Origin of the sequence: Aureispira sp. CCB-E (genome assembly GCF_031326345.1) — a bacterium.
Lineage (GTDB): Bacteria > Bacteroidota > Bacteroidia > Chitinophagales > Saprospiraceae > Aureispira.
Genome location: NZ_CP133671.1, coordinates 5392575 through 5414455, shown reverse-complemented (window position 1 = coordinate 5414455; position 21881 = coordinate 5392575). Strand labels below are relative to the sequence as shown.

The following is a 21881-nucleotide window of genomic DNA, read 5'->3' as shown; positions in this document are numbered from 1 at the left end:
TTATTAATAAAATGATGAATAATTGATCAATCCCAATAAGCAGCATTATAGGATTCAAAATCCTTAATTAATTGGAGACCATCTTTTTTCCAGTCCTTGGATAATGGCGTTTGATTGGTGTAGGTCGTATTATAATAATTATATGTTTCAATGGGTTTTCCTATAACAAAGGGACCCGCAATGCCCACAAAAGAAGTTTCTTCTTCTAAGAAACGATACTCATAAACGTAAAAAATACCTTTTGCGGTTTTGATTTTACCCAATTCTTTTACAAAATCAATGGCATCTTCATCTCGTATATAATCATAAAAAAGGTATTTAGCTACTTTAGGCGCATACTTGTATACTCTAGGAATTAGATTTAGTGCTTCGTGTTGAAATAAGACTGGCAACAAATAAGGGCGATAAGATGGCTTTTTTAAAAGTTGGCGAATCATACTTTTTGACCAATAAGGGCTCAATCCTTTTTCTAGGCGGATAGACAAAGCTTTTGCCTTGATACGAGGATTGATCGTTTGTCGAAGCACTTGTTCGGTTATATTTTCTATAAACGGTTTGTCATTTGAAATGGAAAAGAAATTTAGATACTTGTAAATGAGTGGACTATTATCTTGCCAAAATTCCTTTGTAGGCGTTTCATAGTTCTCCAAATCAACATTAAAATAAGGCAACCAATTAGAAAAATAGCTTTGCATTTGTTGTGCAAATAAAGAATCTTTTTGAGCCATAGCATTGCTAAAATCAATGATATAGTACCGATAAGGTTCATACTTAGCTAAGGCTAAAATACGCTCATACTTAGAGCTAAATTGACGAGGATATTGATGCAGTAAACCAAAAACATGGTAGTCATAGGCAGAAGAAATAAATGTTGGATCTTGTAATAAATCAATATAGGTAGCAATGCCTTTTATGGTATCAAGTTTAGGAATTGTTTTTAGAATAGCAACTCTAGCAGCTGTATTCGTATTTTTTTGATAATATAATTCAGTCAAGTTTTTGATAACACTAGAATCGGCAACTTCTTGCAAAGCTTGTACTAGCAAAGCAGTCGTTAAGCTATCTTGGGGGTAGGTAATGTCAAGGGCAAGAAGAAGGGGATTTACATCAGAAGTATCAAAGTCATAAAAATCCAAAGCTCTATTGGCTTGGTAGCGAATGAGGCTATCAGGAGACTGCAAATCTTTTAACAACTGCTTGGCTTTAGATTGAAATGGATTAAAGAAGGGAAGGGCTTGGTTAGATTGAAACGAATTGATGCAATGATTGGCATAAGAACTATAGGTACTATCGTCATCAATGTAAATTTGAGAAATATATACTCGTTGTTGATCTAACCAAACACACTGTCGGATAATTCTATCTTGATAGCGTTGATAAAAAACAGTTTCTTTGCCTAGTATTGTATCTATCGTAATTGTTTGGGTACTTATTAGGGAATCACCATAACTTAGGGTAGTCAACATATTGTAAAAGCTATCTAAGTGATCAATAGAAAGATAGTTACTAATTTTTGCTACTTGAAAATGATGTAACATTCCCGAATTAGGATTGTCACTATAGTAATTAGTAACATGCGTATAATAGCCATTTAATGTATCTTTTTCAATGTGGGGCTTTCCAAAAAAATCAATTGAAAAGCTACTATCTTGAGATACAAAGGTCTCAAAGCGGGGCGATTGGTAGGCTTTGAACGAAAACGATTGAAAGAAGGCATCATCTTGAATGATACTGTCTCCTTCCGTTAAGTTTTGATGAAACAAATAATATGCTCGGGCACCTCTTAGGTAAACTTTGCAACGTACATAATGTTTATTGTTAATTGCTAAGTCATATGTTCTTCCTTCAATGCCTTCTAAAAAGATTGTATCCGTTTTTCTGATTGTAATATTGCGATTTCGAAAATTCTGGGCAATATAATTGAAAACTTGCGACTTGCTAGTTGTACGGGTATATCCGATTGGCTGATCAAAATACCGCAGTGTATAAGAACTCATGGAACTATAATCATTGGCGGTATAGTTGTGATAAGTATAAGCGGGTGTATTCGATTTGGAATCACTTTTTTCTATTTGATAAGATGGAGTGTACGGAAAGGCTATAGATACCGCAGCTTGAGATAAGTGACTTACAGTCCAGCCTGTATCAACTTTAGGTCTAGGTTCAAACAATTGCAACGATTCGTAATAGCGTTGTGCATAAGAACTTTTAATTTGCTGCGCATCGTTGCCAATCATAAAATAATACAAGATATTGTTGGCATATATAAACTGCATACGGAGTTGTTTACTAGAGTCTTGAGCTACAATGACTTCTGTACGATCAATTCCATTCATCGAAATATCTTTTCTTTCCAACAGCTCATGATTGCTTTGTTGAAGGTAACGATTGACTGTATTGTTGATTAATTCTTCTTTGTCTTGAGCTGTTCGACCACGCAAATCAATATTGTAGGAAGCCAGAAAAATCTCATTGGTCAAATCAACATATAATAAAGTATTCAGTCCTTCAAACAAATCAAGTGGTGTCGGTTGACCAGGAAAATCAATAGAAAAACCTAGATTGCTGTCTACTTGAGTATACCATTGCATTTGATCATAATCAATAGCATATTGTTGAGCGATACCCGTAAAAGTAGCCGATACAGGAACAACTTGATAACCTTTTTGGATCAAAATATTAATAATACCGTCTTGACCTGGCAGATGAGCCGTTCCAACAGCGGCGAATAAGGAGTGCTGCGCCATCAAGGTTTCCATGCTTTGAGCCATGATGAAATTCCTTCGAATTAATTGAGAATCTGTAGCAGCAAAGACATTGGCCATAGTGCCTATTTTAGTAATGTTCCCTTCTTTATAAACCTCAACAAATTGATCCAACATTTCTTGATATTCCTTCTCGTAGTTTTCATCAATTAGTCCCAATAAAAATTCACGTTGTTGCTCTTTGTTATAATTGGAAAAGGCATCAGTATGATCTTTCATGCTTTCCAAACCCCAAATAGACTTATTTAAAGTACGTGCGATGCCAAATAAATAGGCATCAACAAAGGTTGCTTTATCATCAGCTTTATCCTCGTCGGGTTCCATCATAGAGCTTAACATAGAAGGACTTTGAATGTTAATTTCGTCCAAGTTTAAGGTGCTGTGTTCCTCAAATTTTTGTTTGAGTTGTTGATACTCTTCTTCTGTCAAAGCATCCATTAGGGTATTGCCTTTGGAGCCATTAAAAAGTTCCTGAAACATACTGCGCATCATTGTATCGGGGTGCACTTCTAGAGCAAAAGCCTCACAACGTTCTAGTGCAAGCATAACAGAATCACTAAAATTAAAGGCTCTAGCATCGTTAACATGCATGGTTCCGAACAAATAAGATGGATGCTTTAGATGCTTACCTTCTATTCTCCATAATAAATTGTACTGCACACTATCTTGCGCCAAAGTGAATAAGGGCAGCATAAATAATAAAAAAAGCAGTTGTTGTTTTAAAATCGTCATGTATTCAAGGGCTTATAATTTGATTAGCGGACCACTAAAATTATATAGATGAGAATAAAAGGAATATTGTATAGCTAAGAAATTTGGATGGGGATATTACAGTCAATATAAAGTTAGTGTTTTTTGACCACTGTAAATATAAGTTTTTCTTAATGATAGCTTATGCCTTTTATGAATGTAAATTTAGTGAAGACGCATATTTTATATATTTTTTGATTATTTATCAGCGAAGGATGAATTATTTTATACCAGTAAAGGTTAGATAAGGTGATACTTTAATAATGTAAATTAAATAACTTCAATAGTTTGTTGAAACCACGCAGTAACAGCGAAATTATCAGCAAATTATCAAAACCCCTATTACTATGAATTTAAAAACTATACCTTATAGAGAGTATGAGAAAGACTTGCCACAAAAAGGGCAACATATTTTAGCGCAATATTCCAATGATAATATTATTGTTTATCAGGCATTCAATCCTAATATTGCTCGTTATGCCGTTGCCAATCAAGCATTTGGTGGGGCACATTATCGCTTTTCGAGAATGAGTTGGATTAAGCCCAACTTTTTGTGGATGATGTATCGTTGTGGATGGGCAACCAAAGAAGCACAGAAACGGGTATTAGCCATTGAAATTTCTAAAGCTAATTTTGAATCCATTTTAGAGGAAGCAGTTTTTTCTTCTTATAAGCCAACTATTTACCAAGCCCAAGAAAACTGGAAAAGGGCTTTAGAAACTTCTTCCGTGCGCTTGCAATGGGATCCTGACCATGATCCTTATGGAGCAAAACTGGATCGTCGAGGAGTACAACTTGGGTTGCGTGGCGAAATTTTACGTGCTTTTGCAACAGATTGGATAATTTCCATTCAAGATATTACACCATTTGTACTAGAACAAGGGGCAAAGGTAAAGGCAGGAGAATTGAATGCCTTACAGGTTATGGATGAAGCCGTATATCATGTTAAAAGTTCTAAAGCACGAGAAATGATTGCTTTATCGCCTCTTGAATAGAGCATAAATTAGCTGCAATTATAAATTCAATCAATAATATCTTATGAACCTCGTAATAAGAGCTACAACCTTTATTTTATTATTATTTATCATCTCCCAAAATAGCAAGGCTGATTTTAAGGTCTTATCTCCATCCAATCCCGCATCTTTAGAATGTGGCGATTTATTGGCTAGATATGGAGAAAAACAACCAATATTCAACTTTGTTGATTGTTCGGTAGGAGAAGGGCAAGTCGTATTGAAAGCTACATACAAAGTCCGAGGAGAAGACTCAGAAGTTGCAGAAGCATTTTTAGTCGAAAAGTATGGATTAGGAAGGTTAACATTCACTTGTTGTGGTTGGGAACCAAAAAATGGAAAAGCAGGGCAAATTAAAAACAGTTCATTGCAACAGAAACATCCCAATTATACCCTTTCCATCACTATGTTTGCAAATGCAGAGCAGAAGAGAGAGAATGGGGATGCTTACCTTGAAAAAGATAGAAATAAAATAGCGTATTTCACTGTATTAGTTAAGGTACTGAATATTTAAACTATTAACATCAATTAAATTTAGAATAAGGAAAGGGTTGAGATGCCTTTAAAATATTGCAAAAATAACAATGTGTAGAATTTTTTTGGGTTAATTTAGTGATATACAGTTTTTAATAACTTGTTTTTTTTGTTATTACTAATTATAGTTTTATCTTGCAAGTACAAAAATGTAAATACCCCATAGAAGTCCTTCTTCATTGTGTATATTATTATATAGTAATCAAGCTGCTAAGTATTCTGATAAAACAACTATAAAAATCTATTTAGTAGATTTTTTATGCACAATAACCCTACTACCCCAAACAAAGCAACCCCCATTAAATTAGAAGCTAGTTGTCCTCCTTTTGCTTTTCCAAAAAGTAGAAAGGACAGGCATTAATATACCGACCTTCGAGGTCAACACGCGGATTAACTTCGTCCCTGAGTTAACCGTAGCTCTACAGCAAATTTGTTGTAGGGCTTTTTTTATCGAAGTTTTCGAAAAATATTCTTAAAAGGAATAAATAAATTCTGCCACAAACTCTGAAATCGTGTTTGTTCTTCTTTTTCAATCCCAAAAGCAAGCTTTTTGTTGGGTTGGCTGATGAACAAAGAACCAAATAAACCGTCCCAAATAGAAAAAATACTACCAAAGTTTTTATCATAATGTTGTTCTTCTACACTGTGATGAATTTGGTGTTGCGAAGGCGAAATAAAGATTCGTTCCATTGTGCTGCCAAACGATATTGGGATATGAGAATGTCGAAGGTTGGCACCAATTAGATTGAAAAGAAAAATGCCTGCATGTATTTTTAAAATACTTAGTGGCTCAATTCCTGTTCGAAACCAAAAGAAAAACGATCCTGTGATGCTACCAAAAACAAGCAAGCTCCTTAAGCGAAACAAGAAAAACTCAATAGGGTGAACTCGATAGAGAGTGATGGGGGTTAAAACCTCTGCAGCATGGTGTACCTTGTGAAACTCCCATAAAAAAGGGATTTTGTGCAGCGCATAATGTAATATAAAGCGACTAAAATCAGAGATAATTAAAAAACTAATTGTGTAGCTAATATTAATGGCTGTACTATTCCACAAAATAGTATCTTGAATGCCTATGCTGGCTTCCCACGCCTGTACAACGATATAAGCGAAGGCAGTATGGGCTAATAAATAGGGCGTTATAAATAAAATTTTAATCAGATGATTAAAAAATAGAAGTTTATAATCAACTATGGCAGAAGGATGTCTCCATATTTTTGGGGAGAATAAATATTTTATATACTGTGCCAAAGATAGAGAACGAGTCTTTGGATTGATGAATTTCAGATAAATCAAACTTAGCAGAAGGGCTGACAAAAGGTAGGGAAAATAAATGCGTTTTTTAGGATCTAAAAAAGAACCTAATCCCGTTGTTATGGCCTCACAAAAAGGAGATAACCATTCTATATAGCCCTCCATCATCTTACTTTTATTTAAAAGGGGTGCCTATAAAAATGTTTGAAACCAAAATAGTAAGAAAGAACTCGTAAATTAGCTTTTTGATACACTAAAACGCTAAACTTGTGCTCTCACGAACGTAATGAATAACAATTTTTGATAGATTATGAATGTCAAAATTACAATATTTTATGAGAAAGTTCAAAGGAATGAAAAACTAGATTAAAGCCCCAATAGAGGTGAAATGCATAATTTAGCTTTAGCTGCCAACAGTCTATTCTGTTGATAGTGATACTGTTTTTTAAGGAGTGGTGAATTGTAAAAAATCATTTTTAGTTAACAAAAATCAATTGACAGTTGGGCATTTGTTCTTGGAAACGCTTTAACTCCTTCTCTGGAAAGTTGTGCTGTTTAGAAATATACAACTCCTGTAACTGCTGCCACCCACTTAAATCTTTGGGAAATCTTGAGATTTTGGTATTTTCTATATTCAATTTCTTAAGTGCCGTTAACTGTTGAATTGATTTTGGAAGTTTCCTTATTTTATTTCCCTCCAAATAAAGTTCTTCTAAATGTTTCAATTCTTGAAGTACATCTAAGGAAGGAAATTTTCTATGCCCTCCTCTTCCTAAATCTAAAACACGAAGTGCTTTCAACGCTACTAAGCTATCCATAAAGCACTTGCGGCTACTCTTTTGATTAATCAGATACAACTCTTCTAGTTTTTTCAATTCAAAAACCCAAAGAGGGGGCTTGGGTAAAGCGTATGGGGGAGATACATTTAAATTTAAATAGCGAAGTTTTTTTAAGTTCCCAAGTCCCTCTGGCAAGGAATTATAATCATTAAATTTTAAATTTAAGTGTTCTAATTCAATCAATTTATTAATAGATGTAGGAATCGACTTAAGATCATTGTGTCCTAAATCTAAAAACTTTAATTTGGACAAGTTCCCAATGGACCCAGGAAGACTTTCTAATCTGTTCATGCTTAAATCTAGGTATTCCAAAGATCTGAGCTTTCCAATCGAGTTTGGTAGGGATTTGAAATAATTAAAATAACTTAATTTAAGCTCCTTTAAAGCACTTAAATTCCCTATAGATTCAGGAAGTGAATCCAGACCAATTCTTGTTAAATTTAGCTTTTCCAATGAAGTCAAGTCTCCTATACTTGATGGTAAAACATCTAAATAATTAAAAGCCAAATTCAACTCTTTCAGGTTTTTTAACTTTCCTATCGTTTTAGGTAATTTACAAAGACCATTATCAGACAAATCCAATCTTGTCAACTGACTCAATTCTCCAATACTAGTAGGTAATGTAAATAAGTTATTTTCATCAACGTATAACCATTCTAACTCCTTTAGGTTTTTAATAGAAGAAGGCAATCTTCTTAGTTTGTTGGCAGATAAGAGGAGATGCTTCAAGCTGGTCATTTCTCCAATGCATGAAGGTAAAACATCAACTTTAGTATCTACCAAAACTAAAATTTTGGTATTGGTTAATTCACAGATGGAATCAGGAAAACTTAGCCACTCCTCGCCACTTAATCTAACTTTTTGGGCAGTAGAAAGAATTGGAATAAAGAAACAAAATAGATAGAGGATAGTTTTCATGAATTAGCCAATGATAATCTTTTTAAAATACTGTTGAAGTTCTGCTCTTGTTACTACAATTTTCTCACCACCTTGATAATCTGAGCTGTGTGGGTTTTGCAGTTCAAAAGACTCTTTTCCTAATTGCTCAATATTTTCTATGCCTCCTAAAGAATACTCGTGATTGGCATATAAATAACCTCTTTTTTTAAGATGGATACTTTTTTCGCCCGATTCAGAAACGGCAAGCTCCTCATTGTTTCCAAAATCTTTCCTCGTCACAAAACGAGCCTTTGGTAATTTATTATTCCCATTATTGTATACTTGAAAGAGTGTTGCTAAGGCTGCATTTAATTCCGAAGGCAAATCAAAAGAAGAAATCTTTTTTCCTGTTAATAGTTGAAAAGCGTCTTCTTGTTTAGCTAAGTTTAGATTTTCATCCTCTGAATCAAGTTCAGCAAAAGAGCCTTCCAACTGAGCTAAAGCTTTCTCTAGCAACTGTACCCAAATCTCTTCTGTTGCTGTTCCTGCTTTTGCAAAGTATGTTTCATCCTTTATATCTTTGTCATCAACTCCTGTACTTTGTGCTTTCTTTTTTACTACTTTTTTTCGGACAAATGTAGGTTTTACTTTGATAGGTATTCTTTTGTTTCCTGTTTCTGAACGCTCGTCTGGTACATATAATTTTACAATATAATGAAGCTTATCCCCTGTATCAAAAGGACCTGTAATGATAGAATCCTTTCCTCCAAAAATTTGTTCTGGACTAAATTTTGCCAAAGCTTCAACCCCTGACAAGAAATAACAATGGTTATTTGCTTAGTAGTTAATCATTTATAATTTTAGTTTTCAAGGAAATGATTAATGTTACATCTTTTTAGGAAACAATTTCGTTCAAAAAGTTTCTTAGTTATCGTTTTTAAGGAGTTTAAAATGAGTGTTGGTGCCACTTTAAACCCCTTACTCTTATAAATTATGCACTTTGTCATCTTCAATCAAGGGCATCCCTTTGTAAGCCATGAGTAGGCGAGCAGTAGCCAAAACATCTTTTTTGCAATATACCTCAATACGATCTAAATCGTTGGTTTCCCAATAGGTTTTGCCAACTTCACTACCATCAATATCATCCTTTGGTGTAGGAATGTTAAAGACACCACACAGCAATTTTAATGCCGTATAGCTCTTAAAGTCTCCAAACTTCCAAACAGTCATGGTATCGAGTAGATGCGTCAACTCCCATGGTTTTTTGCCTGGTAAGTTTAGCATTTCGGGAAATTCTAAGCCTTGTATAACCATTCTTCGGCAGGTATAAGGAACATCGAATTCTTTGATATTATGCCCACAAATAAAATGTTTTCGTGGATTGTTGTAATGCTTGGTTAATAACTCTGAAAATTCCTCTAGTAATTTCTTTTCATCGTGATCGTAGTACGATTTTAGATGAAAGTTCAAAGCGCCTTGTGCATCGGGGCGAAAAACGCCAACAGATATACAAACAATCTTTCCAAACTCTGCATAAATCCCCGCAAATTCTGTGTAAGACTCTGCTGGTTCTAAACGTTCTTCTTCTGGTTTTCGTGCCTGTATTTGTGTTGATTTGATATCCCATAGTTTTTGCATGGTAGGATTTAAATCAGCATAACTTTTGTGTCCAGATACAGTTTCTATGTCCAAAACAAGGACATTGGTTAAATCAATATTGTTGAGCATAAATAGTAGTATGGTTGATTAAATGTTTCTTAGCATTTATACGATGTAGTTATAATAATGTTCTCAAAAAAGTTATCTTATTTGGTTTTGTAATTATTTAGTTTATTTACTTGAAATAAACTACTCATAAGAAAATAGTTAAAGAAATACATCAAGTGAAAGTAATTAAAAATAGGGAACTTTTTAAGAAACACTCCTGTTAAAGGACTTTGTTTAATAATAAAATGAAGTAGGATGATTGGTATAATAGCTGGTGATATCATAGGTTCGGTTTACGAATACCCTTTTTACAAAGGAACATGGACAAAAGAAAAGCCTTATAAGAATTTTGAACTTTTTCAGCCTAAGAGTCGCTTTACAGATGATACAACAATGTCATTAGCAATTGCGGATGCTTTATTGAAGGGGCAAAACTATGGAAGGTGTTTGCATGATTATGGAAACCAATATTGGGGAGTAGGATATGGTGGAAATTTTAAAAAATGGTTGCAAACGCCTTTTGAAAAATGTGTTCCTTATGGGAGTTTTGGAAATGGATCGGCTATGAGAGTAGGGGCGATTGGGTGGGCTTTTGATACAGAACAAAAGGTCTTGGAAGAAGCCCAAAAAACGGCCTTACCTACGCACAATCATTCAGAGGGAATAAAAGGAGCACAAGCAGTTGCATTAGCTATATTTTTAGCTAGAAACGGAGCTTCTAAAGAAGTTATTAAGCAGCGAATTCAAGAAAAAATGATGTATAATTTGGAGCAAGATATTGAAACCATACGAACTAGTTATACATTTGATGTCACTTGTCAAGGATCAGTACCTCAATCTATTTGTTGTTTTTTAGCATCTGATAATGTAGAGGATGCTATTCGTCTTGCCATTTCGTTAGGAGGAGATACCGATACGATGGCCGCAATATCGGGAGGAATTGCATTGGCTTATTATCAAGCAATACCAATATATATTTACGATAATACCAAAAAATATTTAGATGAACATTTGTGGCATGTTTTACAGACCTTTGAAGATAAATATAATATAAATTATAACCTTATTTAAAACATTACTCCGTTGAAAAATTGTATTAGTTTGATTATCAGTAAGATGTTCTTTGTTAACCTTTATGCTAAAAGTGGTAATCAAACTAATGCAAGATGCTTTTTTACGTTTTTACTTCGTGAGCCTACGGGTTCGTAGGAAAACTAAAAAACTAAGCGATAGCGATCTCACGACCGCAGGGAGCTACCACGAAGTAGCACCGCAGGTAATCAACGGAGTATTATTAAAATAGAATGAAGCCCTTTTGTAGGCTTGTTTGAGCTGAAAACGAAGTTATTACTTAAAAAATACTTTGAATTTTCAAAAAAAAGCATAAAATTTTGTGGTACTCTTTAAAAGTTCTGAAAAATATGTTTATCTTCGTTATATCTTTGTGTTTATTTGTTTGGGTTTTTAGGACTCTTCCTTCTAGTGATAGTTGGAAGAGTTTTTTGTTTTTAGCTAGATGAGATTGATTTTGGGATTAAGAATTGTTGCAAGTAATATCTTATTTGAAACGAAATTAGAATCCATAAAATAGTACAATTTATGACTTTAAGCTTATTTTTGTGCTCATCAAATTCTAAGATTAAGACCAATGTCATTAAAAACAAAGATCGTTTATCCAATAGCCAAGTTTATCTCTAAAAAAGTGGAGCGAGATGCTTCTAATGCACTTCGTTATCAGGCAAAAATACGAGAACAATTAATACAGGTAGGGCGAAGGACATTTTTTGGTAAGGAGCATAATATGGACAAAATTAAGTCTTATCAAGATTTTAAAATGCAAATTCCTTTAGCTGATTATGAGGATTTAAAACCTTATATCTACCGAATTAATGCGGGGCAATCTAATGTTTTGTGGAAGGGCAAACCTCAATATTATGCCAAAACATCTGGAACAACTTCGGGCGCCAAATATATTCCTTTGACTAAAGAAAGCATTCCCAATCATTTTGGAACAGCTAGAAATGCTATTTTTCATTATATGGCAACAACAGGAAGAACCGATTTTATGGATGGTAAAATGATGTTTCTTTCAGGAAGCCCAACTCTAGAAGAGCATTACAATATACCAACAGGACGCCTGTCAGGAATTTCCAATCACTTGATTCCTGCTTGGCTAAAAAAAAGCCAAATGCCAACTTATACAACAAATTGTATAGAGGATTGGGAACAAAAACTAGATAAAATTGTCTTAGAAACAGCAAAGGAAGATATGCGTTTAATTAGCGGCATTCCTCCTTGGGTGCAAATGTATTATGAGCGATTGTTAGAATATACGGGCAAAAAAACAGTATTGGATGTCTTTCCCAATTTTTCTATGTTTGTATATGGTGGGGTAAACTTTGAACCTTATCGTGCTAAACTAGAGGCTTTGGTTGGTGCAAAAATTCCAAGTGTAGAAACATATCCTGCATCAGAAGGTTTTTTGGCGTTTCAAGATCAACAAGAGGATGATGGTTTGTTGTTGAATGTTAATTCTGGGATTTTCTTTGAATTTGTTCCATTGAGCGAAATGGGAAAAGAGGTTCCTAAACGATTATCTTTGGAAGAAGTTGAACTAGGAGTACAGTATGCTGTTGTACTGAATACCAATGCAGGACTGTGGGGATATAAAATAGGAGATACGGTAGAATTTGTATCAACAAATCCTTATCGAATCAAGGTTACAGGACGTGTTAAACATTTTATCTCTGCTTTTGGCGAGCATGTCATTGCCAAAGAGGTAGAAACTGCCATCTTGGAAGCCGCAGCTTTGTATGGTGCAAAAATCATAGAGTTTACGGTTGCGCCTCAAGTGCAACCACCTCATCAAGCTTTGCCTTATCATGAGTGGTTGGTGGCATTTGATGTTGTGCCTGATAATTTAGAGGCTTTTGCTCAAACAGTAGACAAAAAAATGCAGGCACAAAACATTTATTACAAGGATTTAATTGAGGGGAAAGTGTTGCAAACGTTAAAAATTCGACCGCTGCATAGAGATGCTTTTAGGAATTATATGAAATCAATTGGCAAACTTGGAGGACAAAATAAAGTACCTCGGTTGTCTGACAATAGAAACATCGCTTCTCAATTGGAAAAATATATTATAAAACAATGATTACAAAGATACGATTAACCATATTGCTAGTACTTTAGTGTATGTGTTTGGCTTGTTAAAAGGCAAATCACAAATTATTATTAGTTGGTGCAAAATGGTTGGTAATAATCTAAGAAACAATACAATATAAAATATGTTTACAGGAATTATCAAAGAATTAGGAGTTGTTCAAAAAATAGAAAAAGAAGGTAGCAACATTCACATTACAATCGAGGCTGAAATGACCAAAGAGCTAAAAATTGATGAAAGTGTGGCACATAATGGGGTTTGTTTGACAGTTGTTGCTATTGATGGCAATCAATATACGGTTACGGCTATTGAAGAGACGATGTTAAAGACGAATTTGGGCGATTGGATCGTTGGAACAGAAGTTAATTTGGAGCGCGCTATGGTTTTTAATGCTCGTTTGGATGGTCACATTATACAAGGTCATGTCGATAAAACGGGAACGTGTACCCATATCAAAGAAGTAGACGGTAGTTGGTATTTTACATTTGAATACGAAGAAACAGAAGAGCATTTGGTAGTCGATAAGGGGTCGATTTGTGTAAATGGTACCAGTCTTACTGTTGTAGATCCTGCACCCAATAGTTTTTCAGTCGCTATTATTCCCTATACGTTCGAAGAAACGGTGTTTAGGAATATGAAAGTTGGAGATGCTGTTAATTTAGAATTTGATATTTTAGGAAAATACATTGCTAAATATGCAAAGTTATATGCGGGGAAACTATAAGTTTTGACTATTTAGAAAGTAGCATAGTAAGATATAATTAATCAGAGAGTATCTATTAGGGAGAGGGTATTGGCTTGCTTGAGTCAATGCCCTCTTTTTTGTGCTATCCCCTAAATAAGAGTAGGGAAATCCCGCAAAAGTATCGTTGTTGCACGGATTGTATCTGGAGGTAGATTAAATGATATTTGTGTATATATTTTTTAATGCATTGGAAAAAGAAAATTATTATACTCAAACAATTTAAAAATCAAATTTATGAACAATCCAAGATTATTCCCCGTGGCTGTTATGGCTTTTTTTATGTATGTTTTTTTGCCAAGCACTTTTTCTCAAATAGAAGTTCGGTCAGATGGTAGAGTGGCTGTGGGAAATTCTACCGTTTCGTCTGCTCAATTGAATATTTTTCAATCCAATCAAGGAGCTAGCTTGATGTTAGCCAATAGTAGGAATGCGACAGGCTCAAAATATGGGTTGCGAAACCAAGTGTTTAGTGGAGGAAATGGCTTAAAGTACGGAATCCATAACTTTGTTCAACAAAATGCAAGTGCTTCTTCTTCGCAGCATGCCTATGGGGCATATAGTTATGTGTTGGGAAATGGAAGCAGTAAAGCTTATGGACTTTATAATAAAATAAAGCACGATGGCAGTGGTGCTCGTTATGGTGTTTATAATGAAATAACTAATGATGGGACAGGAATGGCATATGGTATTAACAACAGCGTTTCTAGTGAAGGAAGCGGTCGAGGTATTTACAATTATTATAATGGTGGAGCAGGAAGTTCTAATTATGGCATCTATAATTTTATGTACAATAGCAATAATGGAACAGGGAAAGGCATTTATTCTTTTACCGCTTCATCCATAGGAGAGGCAGGATATTTTGCAGGGGATGTCTATGTTTCTGGTGTTGTCACTCAGTCTTCGGATCTGGCAACAAAAGAAAACATTAAAGAGGTAGATGGTGCATTGGCTATGATTGATAAATTAACGCCTAAGTCCTATAGTTATAAAACGATTCCAAGTTTGAATTTGCCTACAGGGGAGCAGTATGGATTTATTGCACAAGATTTAGAACAAGTATTCCCAACATTAGTCAAAAATGTAGAAGTAGTGCATCCCAAAGAACTGAAAGAGGAAGGAGAACAGCTACAGTCAATCAAAAGTGTCAACTACATAGGATTAACTCCAATTTTGGTAAAAGCAGTTCAAGAGCAACAGGAGTTAATTGAGCAACAGCAACAACTAATTAAACAGCTCCACCAACGTTTAGAGCGTCTAGAGCAAAAGTAATTGATTCGTTCACTGACAAAAAATCTAAATGTTATGAAAATATTATTAAGTAGCTTACTATTTTGTTTCTTTATCATTGGAGAACATTATGGGCAAAGTTGTGGAACAAAATATATCACTCCACCAAGAGGATGGCTGCAACAAGTTCAGCAAAAACAACTTTATACACGCTCCTCCAATCAAGCCATAGAAATTTTATTAAAAATACATATTGTACGGCGTTCTGATGGTTCGGGAGGAATCTCAGCAGAAGAAATATTGGCTGGCGTAGAAAATGCAAATACGCATTATCAACAAGCAATGGATTTGACATTCAAAATTTGTCCAGATATCCATTATATTGACAATACAACATTGTATACGAATGAGGTGGATTCAATTGTATTAAATGACTTCTTTTTTCCTAGTAGAGTTTCTTATGCCATTGATGTTTTTTATGCACCGATTACCAATCCAACGACAGATGGTTTTATTGCGTCTTGGGCTTATTTTCCTTGGATGACAGGGGATTGTATTATCATGCATAACGCAATGTCTACTGGGAATACATTAGCGCATGAAATTGGGCATTATTTGGGTTTGCTGCATACACACGAACGAACTTATCTGTTGGCAGATGGAATTCCTAATAACCACGATGCAAATGCAGTGGAATATGTAGATGGTACAGGGTGTACAACAAGAGGAGATGGGATGTGTGATACTCCCGCAGATCATGGTTTAGGAGGGCGTGTGTCTAGCGATGGGCAAGGTAATAATTGTACCTATTCAGGAAATCCTTTTTATGACTTAAATGGAGATTTATTTGTTCCCAATATATTTAATGTCATGTCGTATACTAACGATGATTGTCGAAATGTCTTCTCGGAGGATCAAGCACAGCGAATGCTAACCGTGTTGCAAAATGATAGAGCGGCAATTTATGCCCATAGAAATCAGCCTTGCCCTTGCGAGAATGAACCCAATAGCTGGATTTTTGAGGAAGTAGATTATGTGGGGTGCAAAGAAAATATATCTATATGGGCTACTATAACCAATCTATCTACGGTTGCTGCGAATCAAGTTATTAATGCTAAGAACATAGTATCTAGCAATGCGAATGTAAGCTACCAAGCTGGTCAATCCATTCATTTGGAACCAGGATTTAAGATAGAATTAGGAGGTATTTTTAAGACTCAAATGCAAGGTTGTTCCTTTGCTTCTTGTACAAGTTCTAGTGCTATTTATGTGTCGCCAATGCATGGTCATAGTGGAATGCCTACGGTAGAATTGTCCACCGAAATAGATGCAGAACCTTCGACTACCAATAAGCTACAATGTTTTCCTAATCCAGCCAACCATCGTTTGGATGTCCTATTTGATTTAGAAAACTTAGGCGATGTAACGATACAATTGGTAGATGTCAATGGAAGAATAATAGTGCAATTGGAAGAGCAAAACCTTTCAAGCGGGCAGCAATATTATCAATTGAATACACAAGATTTAACCTCAGGAGTGTATATGATGGTTGTTCAAATGCAGGATAGAATAGCAACAAAGAAAGTACTGATACAGCATTAATAGTGCAGTAGTTTGTTAATAGAAAAAGGGAATGTGCCAGTGTACATTCCCTCTATTCTTTGAAAACAGTGCTTGCGTAATAGTAACACTGCTACTTATTGTATAAATAAAGTATTTCTACCTTATCTTTTATTTAAGTCCCAAATTTTGTTTTAGAAAACAATAGTCCTTTTACTGTTAGAACTGTATCGTTGCCATTGTGTTCTAGGTACCCCTTTTCAATCAAATTGGCAACCACCTCTTTTAAGTTAGCATCCAAAACAACGCTAGGAACTTCAGTATCTTCTGCTGCTTGTTCTACTGTTAAATGATGTTCGTAGTATGTCTTTAATACGATTTCATCCTGTTCACTTGTCGCATAAGGAATTCCTAAGAATTTATTTTTCTTACCATTTTGAACAAACAAAACAGTTCCATGGATCAAATCACTAGCCGTAATCATATCTGAATGACTTTTAGCTTTTACAGCATTAATAGCTAGGGCATTGCCTTTGATGGCACTACGAATTTTTCCTTTAGATGGCAATGTTTCATTACTATTGACCAACAAGTCATCAATCTGAATGCCATTGTTTAGCAAAAATAAGTCAATGTAGAATGTTGGAAGTTCTTCTCTCAAAATATCAAAATCATCAGGAGAAAGGCTTTTCAAAAAATCAGGCTTAATTTTACTATTAAACGTAATTTCTGTTGCTCTTTTTACAGCATCACAAGCTTCTTTGGAATGTACACGAATGGTTAATTCCTCAGCAAGTGTTTGCAACAAAAATCTAGGATTGCTTTCCAAGTGTTCTTCCAATAAAGCCTCAATCTCTGCTCTAGATTTTAAAGAGAAAATTTTAAATACTTTGGCAATATCTTCGTCACTAATTTTGTCAATCCAGTATTGGTAGAACTTATAAGGACTTGTCATGTCAGCTGCCAACCAAAGTGTGCCTCCTGCCGATTTTCCAATCTTCGAACCATCTGAATTGGTTAATAGAGGGCAGGTTAAACCATAGGCTTTCCCACCTGCTTTACCAACAAAGTGCGTACCTGTTGTAATATTCCCCCATTGGTCAGAACCCCCCATTTCTAAGACACAACCATAGTTTTTGTATAGGTATTGGAAATCGTACCCTTGAATTAGTTGGTACGAAAATTCCGTGAAAGAGAGACCTTGTTCTCTATCATTAATACGATTTTTGACCGAATCTTTGGCCATCATATAATTGACCGTAATGTTTTTTCCAATATCTCTTAAAAAAGTAAAGACATCCATGCCGTCATAAAAATCGGCATTGTTGAGCACAATGGCTGCATTGTCTCCTTCAAAATCCAAGTGGTTGCGAAATTGCTTTTTAAAACGCGCTATGTTTGAATTGATAACATCATAACTAAGTAATTGACGCTCGGCATCTTTTCCCGATGGGTCACCAATTTTTCCGGTAGCACCTCCCATCAAAACAATGGGCTGATGACCGTGCAGCTGCAAGTGTTTCAACAACATCATAGTTACTAAGTTTCCAATAGTAAGCGATGGGGCTGTAGGGTCGTACCCTATATAGGCTTTTATAGGACCTTTTTGCAATGCTTCTTCTAATCCTTCAGACTTGTTTTTTAACAGTCCTCTCCAAGTAAGTTCTTCTATAAAGTTCATAATCTAGTTTTTTAGTGTTCGGACTTATTGACGGTTTAAGCTTATTTTAGAATTGTCAAGTAAAATAGAGTCGAACAACTGTTTTTTACGAGGCCACAAAATACACAATCCAATGTATGTATGAAATAAAATGCGATGAAAATAGTAAGGTTTCCTGTAATATCACCAAGAAGATTTAATAGGGACAAGAAATATTGTTTAGAACTACTAGATCTATGGAGTATATATTGTGTTTTCGTATGTTTTTCTCTTAAAAATCTTGATTACACAACTATTCCTTAACAAAGGAAGTTCCACAAAGCCGAAAAAAAATAAAAAATATGGATAGGAAACTTCCGCAAGTTGCGAAAAGGCTATAAAACTAGAAACCTTATTTATGGAAATTTTCTTCTTCAGAAAAGAATAATTCTATGTTTTATAATGGATTAAAATTATTATTATTGTAATTCGCCTCATAGCCAAATATAATTATCCCCCAGCTAGAGAACGCAATGTTTAGTTAAAACTATTGTAAACGTTGAAAAAAATATCTAACTGTTAAAAAAAAGGTTATGCAACAAATCTACTTGAGTTTACTGATTATTTTTATGTTTAGTGCAACAATTAGTGCACAAAAAACACCGCTCCATATCCACGATACTCGATGTGCTACTATGGAGATAGATGCTTACCACAGGCAACACCATCCTGAAGAAGGAACTTTAGAAGAGTTTGAACGTTGGCTTGCACCTTTGGTAGATGCCTATAAAGCGAATGTCAGTGCAGGGTATCGAGCCCCTGTTTTAACTATTCCTGTCGTTTTTCATGTGATTACAGACGGTGCAGGAATTGACAATGTTTCAGCTGCATTGATACAAGCACAATTAGATCAATTAAATCTTGATTTTAGAAATTTGTCAGGAAGTACAGATCCTGCTGCTGCCGATGTAGAAGTGCAATTTTGTCTAGCAACTTTAGATCCTTCTGATAATCTTATGGCAGAACCTGGCATCAATAGAATAACAACCTATGGAGATGGTCCTTTTACAAGTAATTTTGTAGATGGAACAATTAAGCCCGCTACGCAGTGGGATCCTAATGATTATATGAATATATGGAGTGCCAACTTATCTGGGGGCTTGTTGGGTTGGGCACAATTCCCAAGTAACTCTGGTTTGGCAGGCTTAAACGCTAATGGCGGTGCTGCCAATACAGACGGGGTTGTTGTTGGAGCTGGAACAATTGGTTCTGTTGCCAATCCAGGTCCTTCTGCTCCTTATAACTTGGGAAGAACATTAACACATGAAGTTGGGCATTGGGTTGGATTAAGGCATATTTGGGGAGATGGCGGTTGCGGTGTAGACGATTTTTGTGCCGATACTCCTGAATCCGATGCTTCTAATGGAGGATGTCCGAATCACAACTCTTGTGGGACTCGAGATATGGTAGAAAATTATATGGATTATACCAACGATGCTTGCATGGATGTTTTTACAGCAGACCAAAAAGCGCGAGTTCGTGCTGTGATGGCGGCTTCTCCTAGGCGAGTAAGTTTGCCCAATTCAACAAAATGTGGTGTTCCTGTCCCAACAATAGGTTTTGTTAGTGGAGGTGGTACAATTGTTAATGAAGGAACAGGGTGTAATTTTCAAGATGTATTGTTAGATGTCAATATTACAATGGCTCCTTCTGCGGCTGCAACAGTGACATTTACAACCTCTGGAACAGCTGCTAATGGCATTGATTATGATATTAGCCCTGCAACAATGACATTTCCAGCAGGAGCTACTCCAACTCAACAGGTTCGAGTTCGCATTTATGATGATGGAGTCGTAGAAAGTGTAGAAACTTTGTTGCTTGCTTTTAATGTAGCAACAACAGGAGATGCTGTTGCTGCTAGTGGAGATTTAGCAGATCATGATTTAACGATTAATGACGATGATATTCCCCCAACAGGAGGGGGAACCGTAACGTTGTTAAATCAAGATTTTGAAACTGGTTTGGCGCCATTTACTGCACAAGGTAACAATGGATCAGATCGTTTTTTAGTAGCCAATGCCGCTAATGCCAGTAGTCCTTATTGGACGATTGCCAACACCAATAATACACAATTTGCCTATTCTAACGATGACAATTGTAATTGTGATAAGGCAAACGATCGTTTAAGGTCGCCTGTATTTAGTTTGGCAGGTGCTTATACTTCGGCAACTTTAACGTTTGACCACGCTTTTGCTGATTTGCAACGGGAAACAGCAGAAGTGCAAATTTCGACAGGTGGAGGATATACGACCATTGCGACATTAACCAATACAAGTACTGTAAACGGTGGAGTAGGATCAACTCCATGGGTGAATGGAACAACAGTCGATTTGACACCATATATTGGTCAAGCAAACATTCAAATTCGCTTTAGATATGATGATGATGGAGGATGGTTTTATGGCTTAGCTGTGGACAATATAGTGGTTACAGCAGATGCACCAGCGAACATTCAAGTTACTGATAATACGGCTTCTCCTCAAAATATTCCAGTCAGAGGCATGGAAATCGTTCATTATTACGATCGAACAAGTGGCGATATAATGGGAACAATTGAAAACTTATCCAATTGGAACTATCAATGTACTCGTGTAGAGGTCGATCGAGATGCAACCGCAGCAGGAGGAACAACGGCTCCATTTTGGAATGCTAATCCAGCGAATGCCTTAGCGGCTAAAACTTTTTTTGTGGCTCCAACAAACAACACTCCAACAGGTGCTTACACGATTACGTTATACTATACAGAAGCTGAAATTTCTGCTTGGGAAACGGCAACAGGTAAAAATCGTAGTGTTTTAAAAATTGTTAAGGTCTCCAATACGCCTATCTCAGCAGTAAATAGTGGAAATTATACAGCTTATACAATTGAGCAAGAGCCAGCAACAATAGGAAGTTTTGGAACGGATGTAACCTTAACGGCAACCTTCAATACAGGATTTTCTGGATTTGGAATTGGAGATTTGGGACCGCCGCCATCTACTTTGTTGCCTGTAGATTTGCTGAGTTTTGAAGCCAATCGTTTGGATAAACATGTTCAGTTAGACTGGAAAACTCAAAATGAAGTTGGTGTGGATTATTATACCCTAGAAAAATCGTCGGACGGGGTTGTATTTGAATCTATTAACACCCAGCAAGCACAGGGTAATGGGCGTTCGAATAGAAATCAGTATAAGTATTTAGATACAAAACCTCATCTTGGAGTAAATTATTACCGACTTGGACAAGTCGATGTGGATGGAACACAGACGTATTCTAAAGTGGTGGCTATTAATTTTGAAACAAAACCACAGCCTGTTGTTACCTTAGCTCCAAATCCTGTATCTAGCAATTTAACAGTCGATTATGTAACAACAGAAGAAGGCGCAATCCGTATTGAAGTATACGATGTTATTGGGCAACAAATGTCTAATGCTACAGATTTACCAGTCGAAAAAGGGGCAAACAGCATCTTGTTAAACGTTAAGGAGTATCCTAATGGTGTTTACATTTTGCGTGTGCAACAGGGAAGGCAAGCAGTAACCCGCCGTTTTATAAAAAAACAATAAGTGTTATAGTTTAGTAGTTCGTTGATTACCTACGGTGCTACTTCGTGGTAGCTCCCTGCGGTCGTGAGATCGCTATCGCTTAGTTGTTTACTTTTTTACCAAAAAAAGATAAAAAAGCACATTTATATTAGTTTACTTCGTGAGCGCTGCGCTTTTAGTTAGCTGCGCTGCTACTTCGTGAGTGCTGCGCAGTTGATAATC

Annotated in this window: 14 protein-coding genes; 8 read left to right on the top strand and 6 right to left on the bottom strand. The window is 35.7% G+C overall.

Going from position 1 to position 21881, the window contains the following annotated elements; genetic code table 11:
* Positions 1-26: 26 nt before the first annotated feature.
* Entirely contained in the window at positions 27-3497 is a 3471-nt protein-coding gene (locus tag QP953_RS21170; protein WP_309552889.1) for a TraB/GumN family protein, read from the bottom strand.
* 365 nt (positions 3498-3862) lie between these two features.
* Between QP953_RS21170 and QP953_RS21165 the strand changes: the two genes are divergently transcribed.
* Positions 3863-4510, top strand: a complete 648-nt coding sequence (locus tag QP953_RS21165) for a DUF4291 domain-containing protein (protein ID WP_309552888.1) — start codon at positions 3863-3865, stop codon at positions 4508-4510.
* A 43-nt stretch (positions 4511-4553) separates the two neighbouring features.
* A complete protein-coding gene (locus QP953_RS21160) occupies positions 4554-5042 on the top strand; it encodes a DUF4952 domain-containing protein (protein WP_309552887.1) in 489 nt (162 codons plus the stop codon).
* 467 nt (positions 5043-5509) lie between these two features.
* Here QP953_RS21160 and QP953_RS21155 read toward each other — a convergent pair whose 3' ends face one another.
* The 4 genes from QP953_RS21155 to QP953_RS21140 form a co-directional block, all read right to left on the bottom strand.
* Positions 5510-6484, bottom strand: coding sequence for a sterol desaturase family protein (locus tag QP953_RS21155; RefSeq protein WP_309552886.1), 975 nt, complete (start codon positions 6482-6484; stop codon positions 5510-5512).
* Between the two features lie 308 nt (positions 6485-6792).
* Positions 6793-8073 (bottom strand): leucine-rich repeat domain-containing protein, encoded by a 1281-nt coding sequence (locus QP953_RS21150; RefSeq protein WP_309552885.1) that lies wholly within the window; start codon positions 8071-8073, stop codon positions 6793-6795.
* A 3-nt stretch (positions 8074-8076) separates the two neighbouring features.
* Positions 8077-8850 carry a C2 family cysteine protease gene (locus QP953_RS21145; RefSeq protein ID WP_309552884.1) on the bottom strand — a complete coding sequence of 258 codons (774 nt, stop codon included), beginning with the start codon at positions 8848-8850 and terminating at the stop codon, positions 8077-8079.
* Positions 8851-9018: 168 nt separating this feature from the next.
* Positions 9019-9762 (bottom strand): ribonuclease H-like domain-containing protein, encoded by a 744-nt coding sequence (locus QP953_RS21140; RefSeq protein ID WP_052599784.1) that lies wholly within the window; start codon positions 9760-9762, stop codon positions 9019-9021.
* A gap of 234 nt (positions 9763-9996) precedes the next feature.
* Here QP953_RS21140 and QP953_RS21135 point away from each other — a divergent pair, with 234 nt between their 5' ends.
* The 5 genes from QP953_RS21135 (at position 9997) to QP953_RS21115 (ending at position 16478) form a co-directional block, all read left to right on the top strand.
* Positions 9997-10812, top strand: coding sequence for an ADP-ribosylglycohydrolase family protein (locus QP953_RS21135; RefSeq protein ID WP_052599785.1), 816 nt, complete (start codon positions 9997-9999; stop codon positions 10810-10812).
* A 577-nt stretch (positions 10813-11389) separates the two neighbouring features.
* Positions 11390-12895, top strand: coding sequence for a GH3 auxin-responsive promoter family protein (locus tag QP953_RS21130; protein WP_052599786.1), 1506 nt, complete (start codon positions 11390-11392; stop codon positions 12893-12895).
* Positions 12896-13028: 133 nt separating this feature from the next.
* Entirely contained in the window at positions 13029-13628 is a 600-nt protein-coding gene (locus QP953_RS21125) for a riboflavin synthase (protein WP_052599787.1), read from the top strand.
* Positions 13629-13883: 255 nt separating this feature from the next.
* The gene (locus QP953_RS21120) at positions 13884-14918 is read left to right on the top strand and encodes a tail fiber domain-containing protein (RefSeq protein ID WP_052599788.1); all 1035 of its coding nucleotides are present in this window, start codon (positions 13884-13886) and stop codon (positions 14916-14918) included.
* Between the two features lie 33 nt (positions 14919-14951).
* Positions 14952-16478, top strand: a complete 1527-nt coding sequence (locus tag QP953_RS21115; protein WP_309552883.1) for a zinc-dependent metalloprotease — start codon at positions 14952-14954, stop codon at positions 16476-16478.
* Positions 16479-16611: 133 nt separating this feature from the next.
* Here the strand turns inward: QP953_RS21115 and tyrS are convergent, their stop codons facing one another.
* Positions 16612-18117: a tyrosine--tRNA ligase gene (tyrS, locus tag QP953_RS21110; RefSeq protein WP_309552882.1), complete on the bottom strand. Its 1506-nt coding sequence runs from the start codon at positions 18115-18117 to the stop codon at positions 16612-16614.
* Positions 18118-18668: 551 nt separating this feature from the next.
* Between tyrS and QP953_RS21105 the strand changes: the two genes are divergently transcribed.
* Positions 18669-21680: a M43 family zinc metalloprotease gene (locus QP953_RS21105; protein WP_309552881.1), complete on the top strand. Its 3012-nt coding sequence runs from the start codon at positions 18669-18671 to the stop codon at positions 21678-21680.
* The last annotated feature ends 201 nt before the right edge of the window (positions 21681-21881 follow it).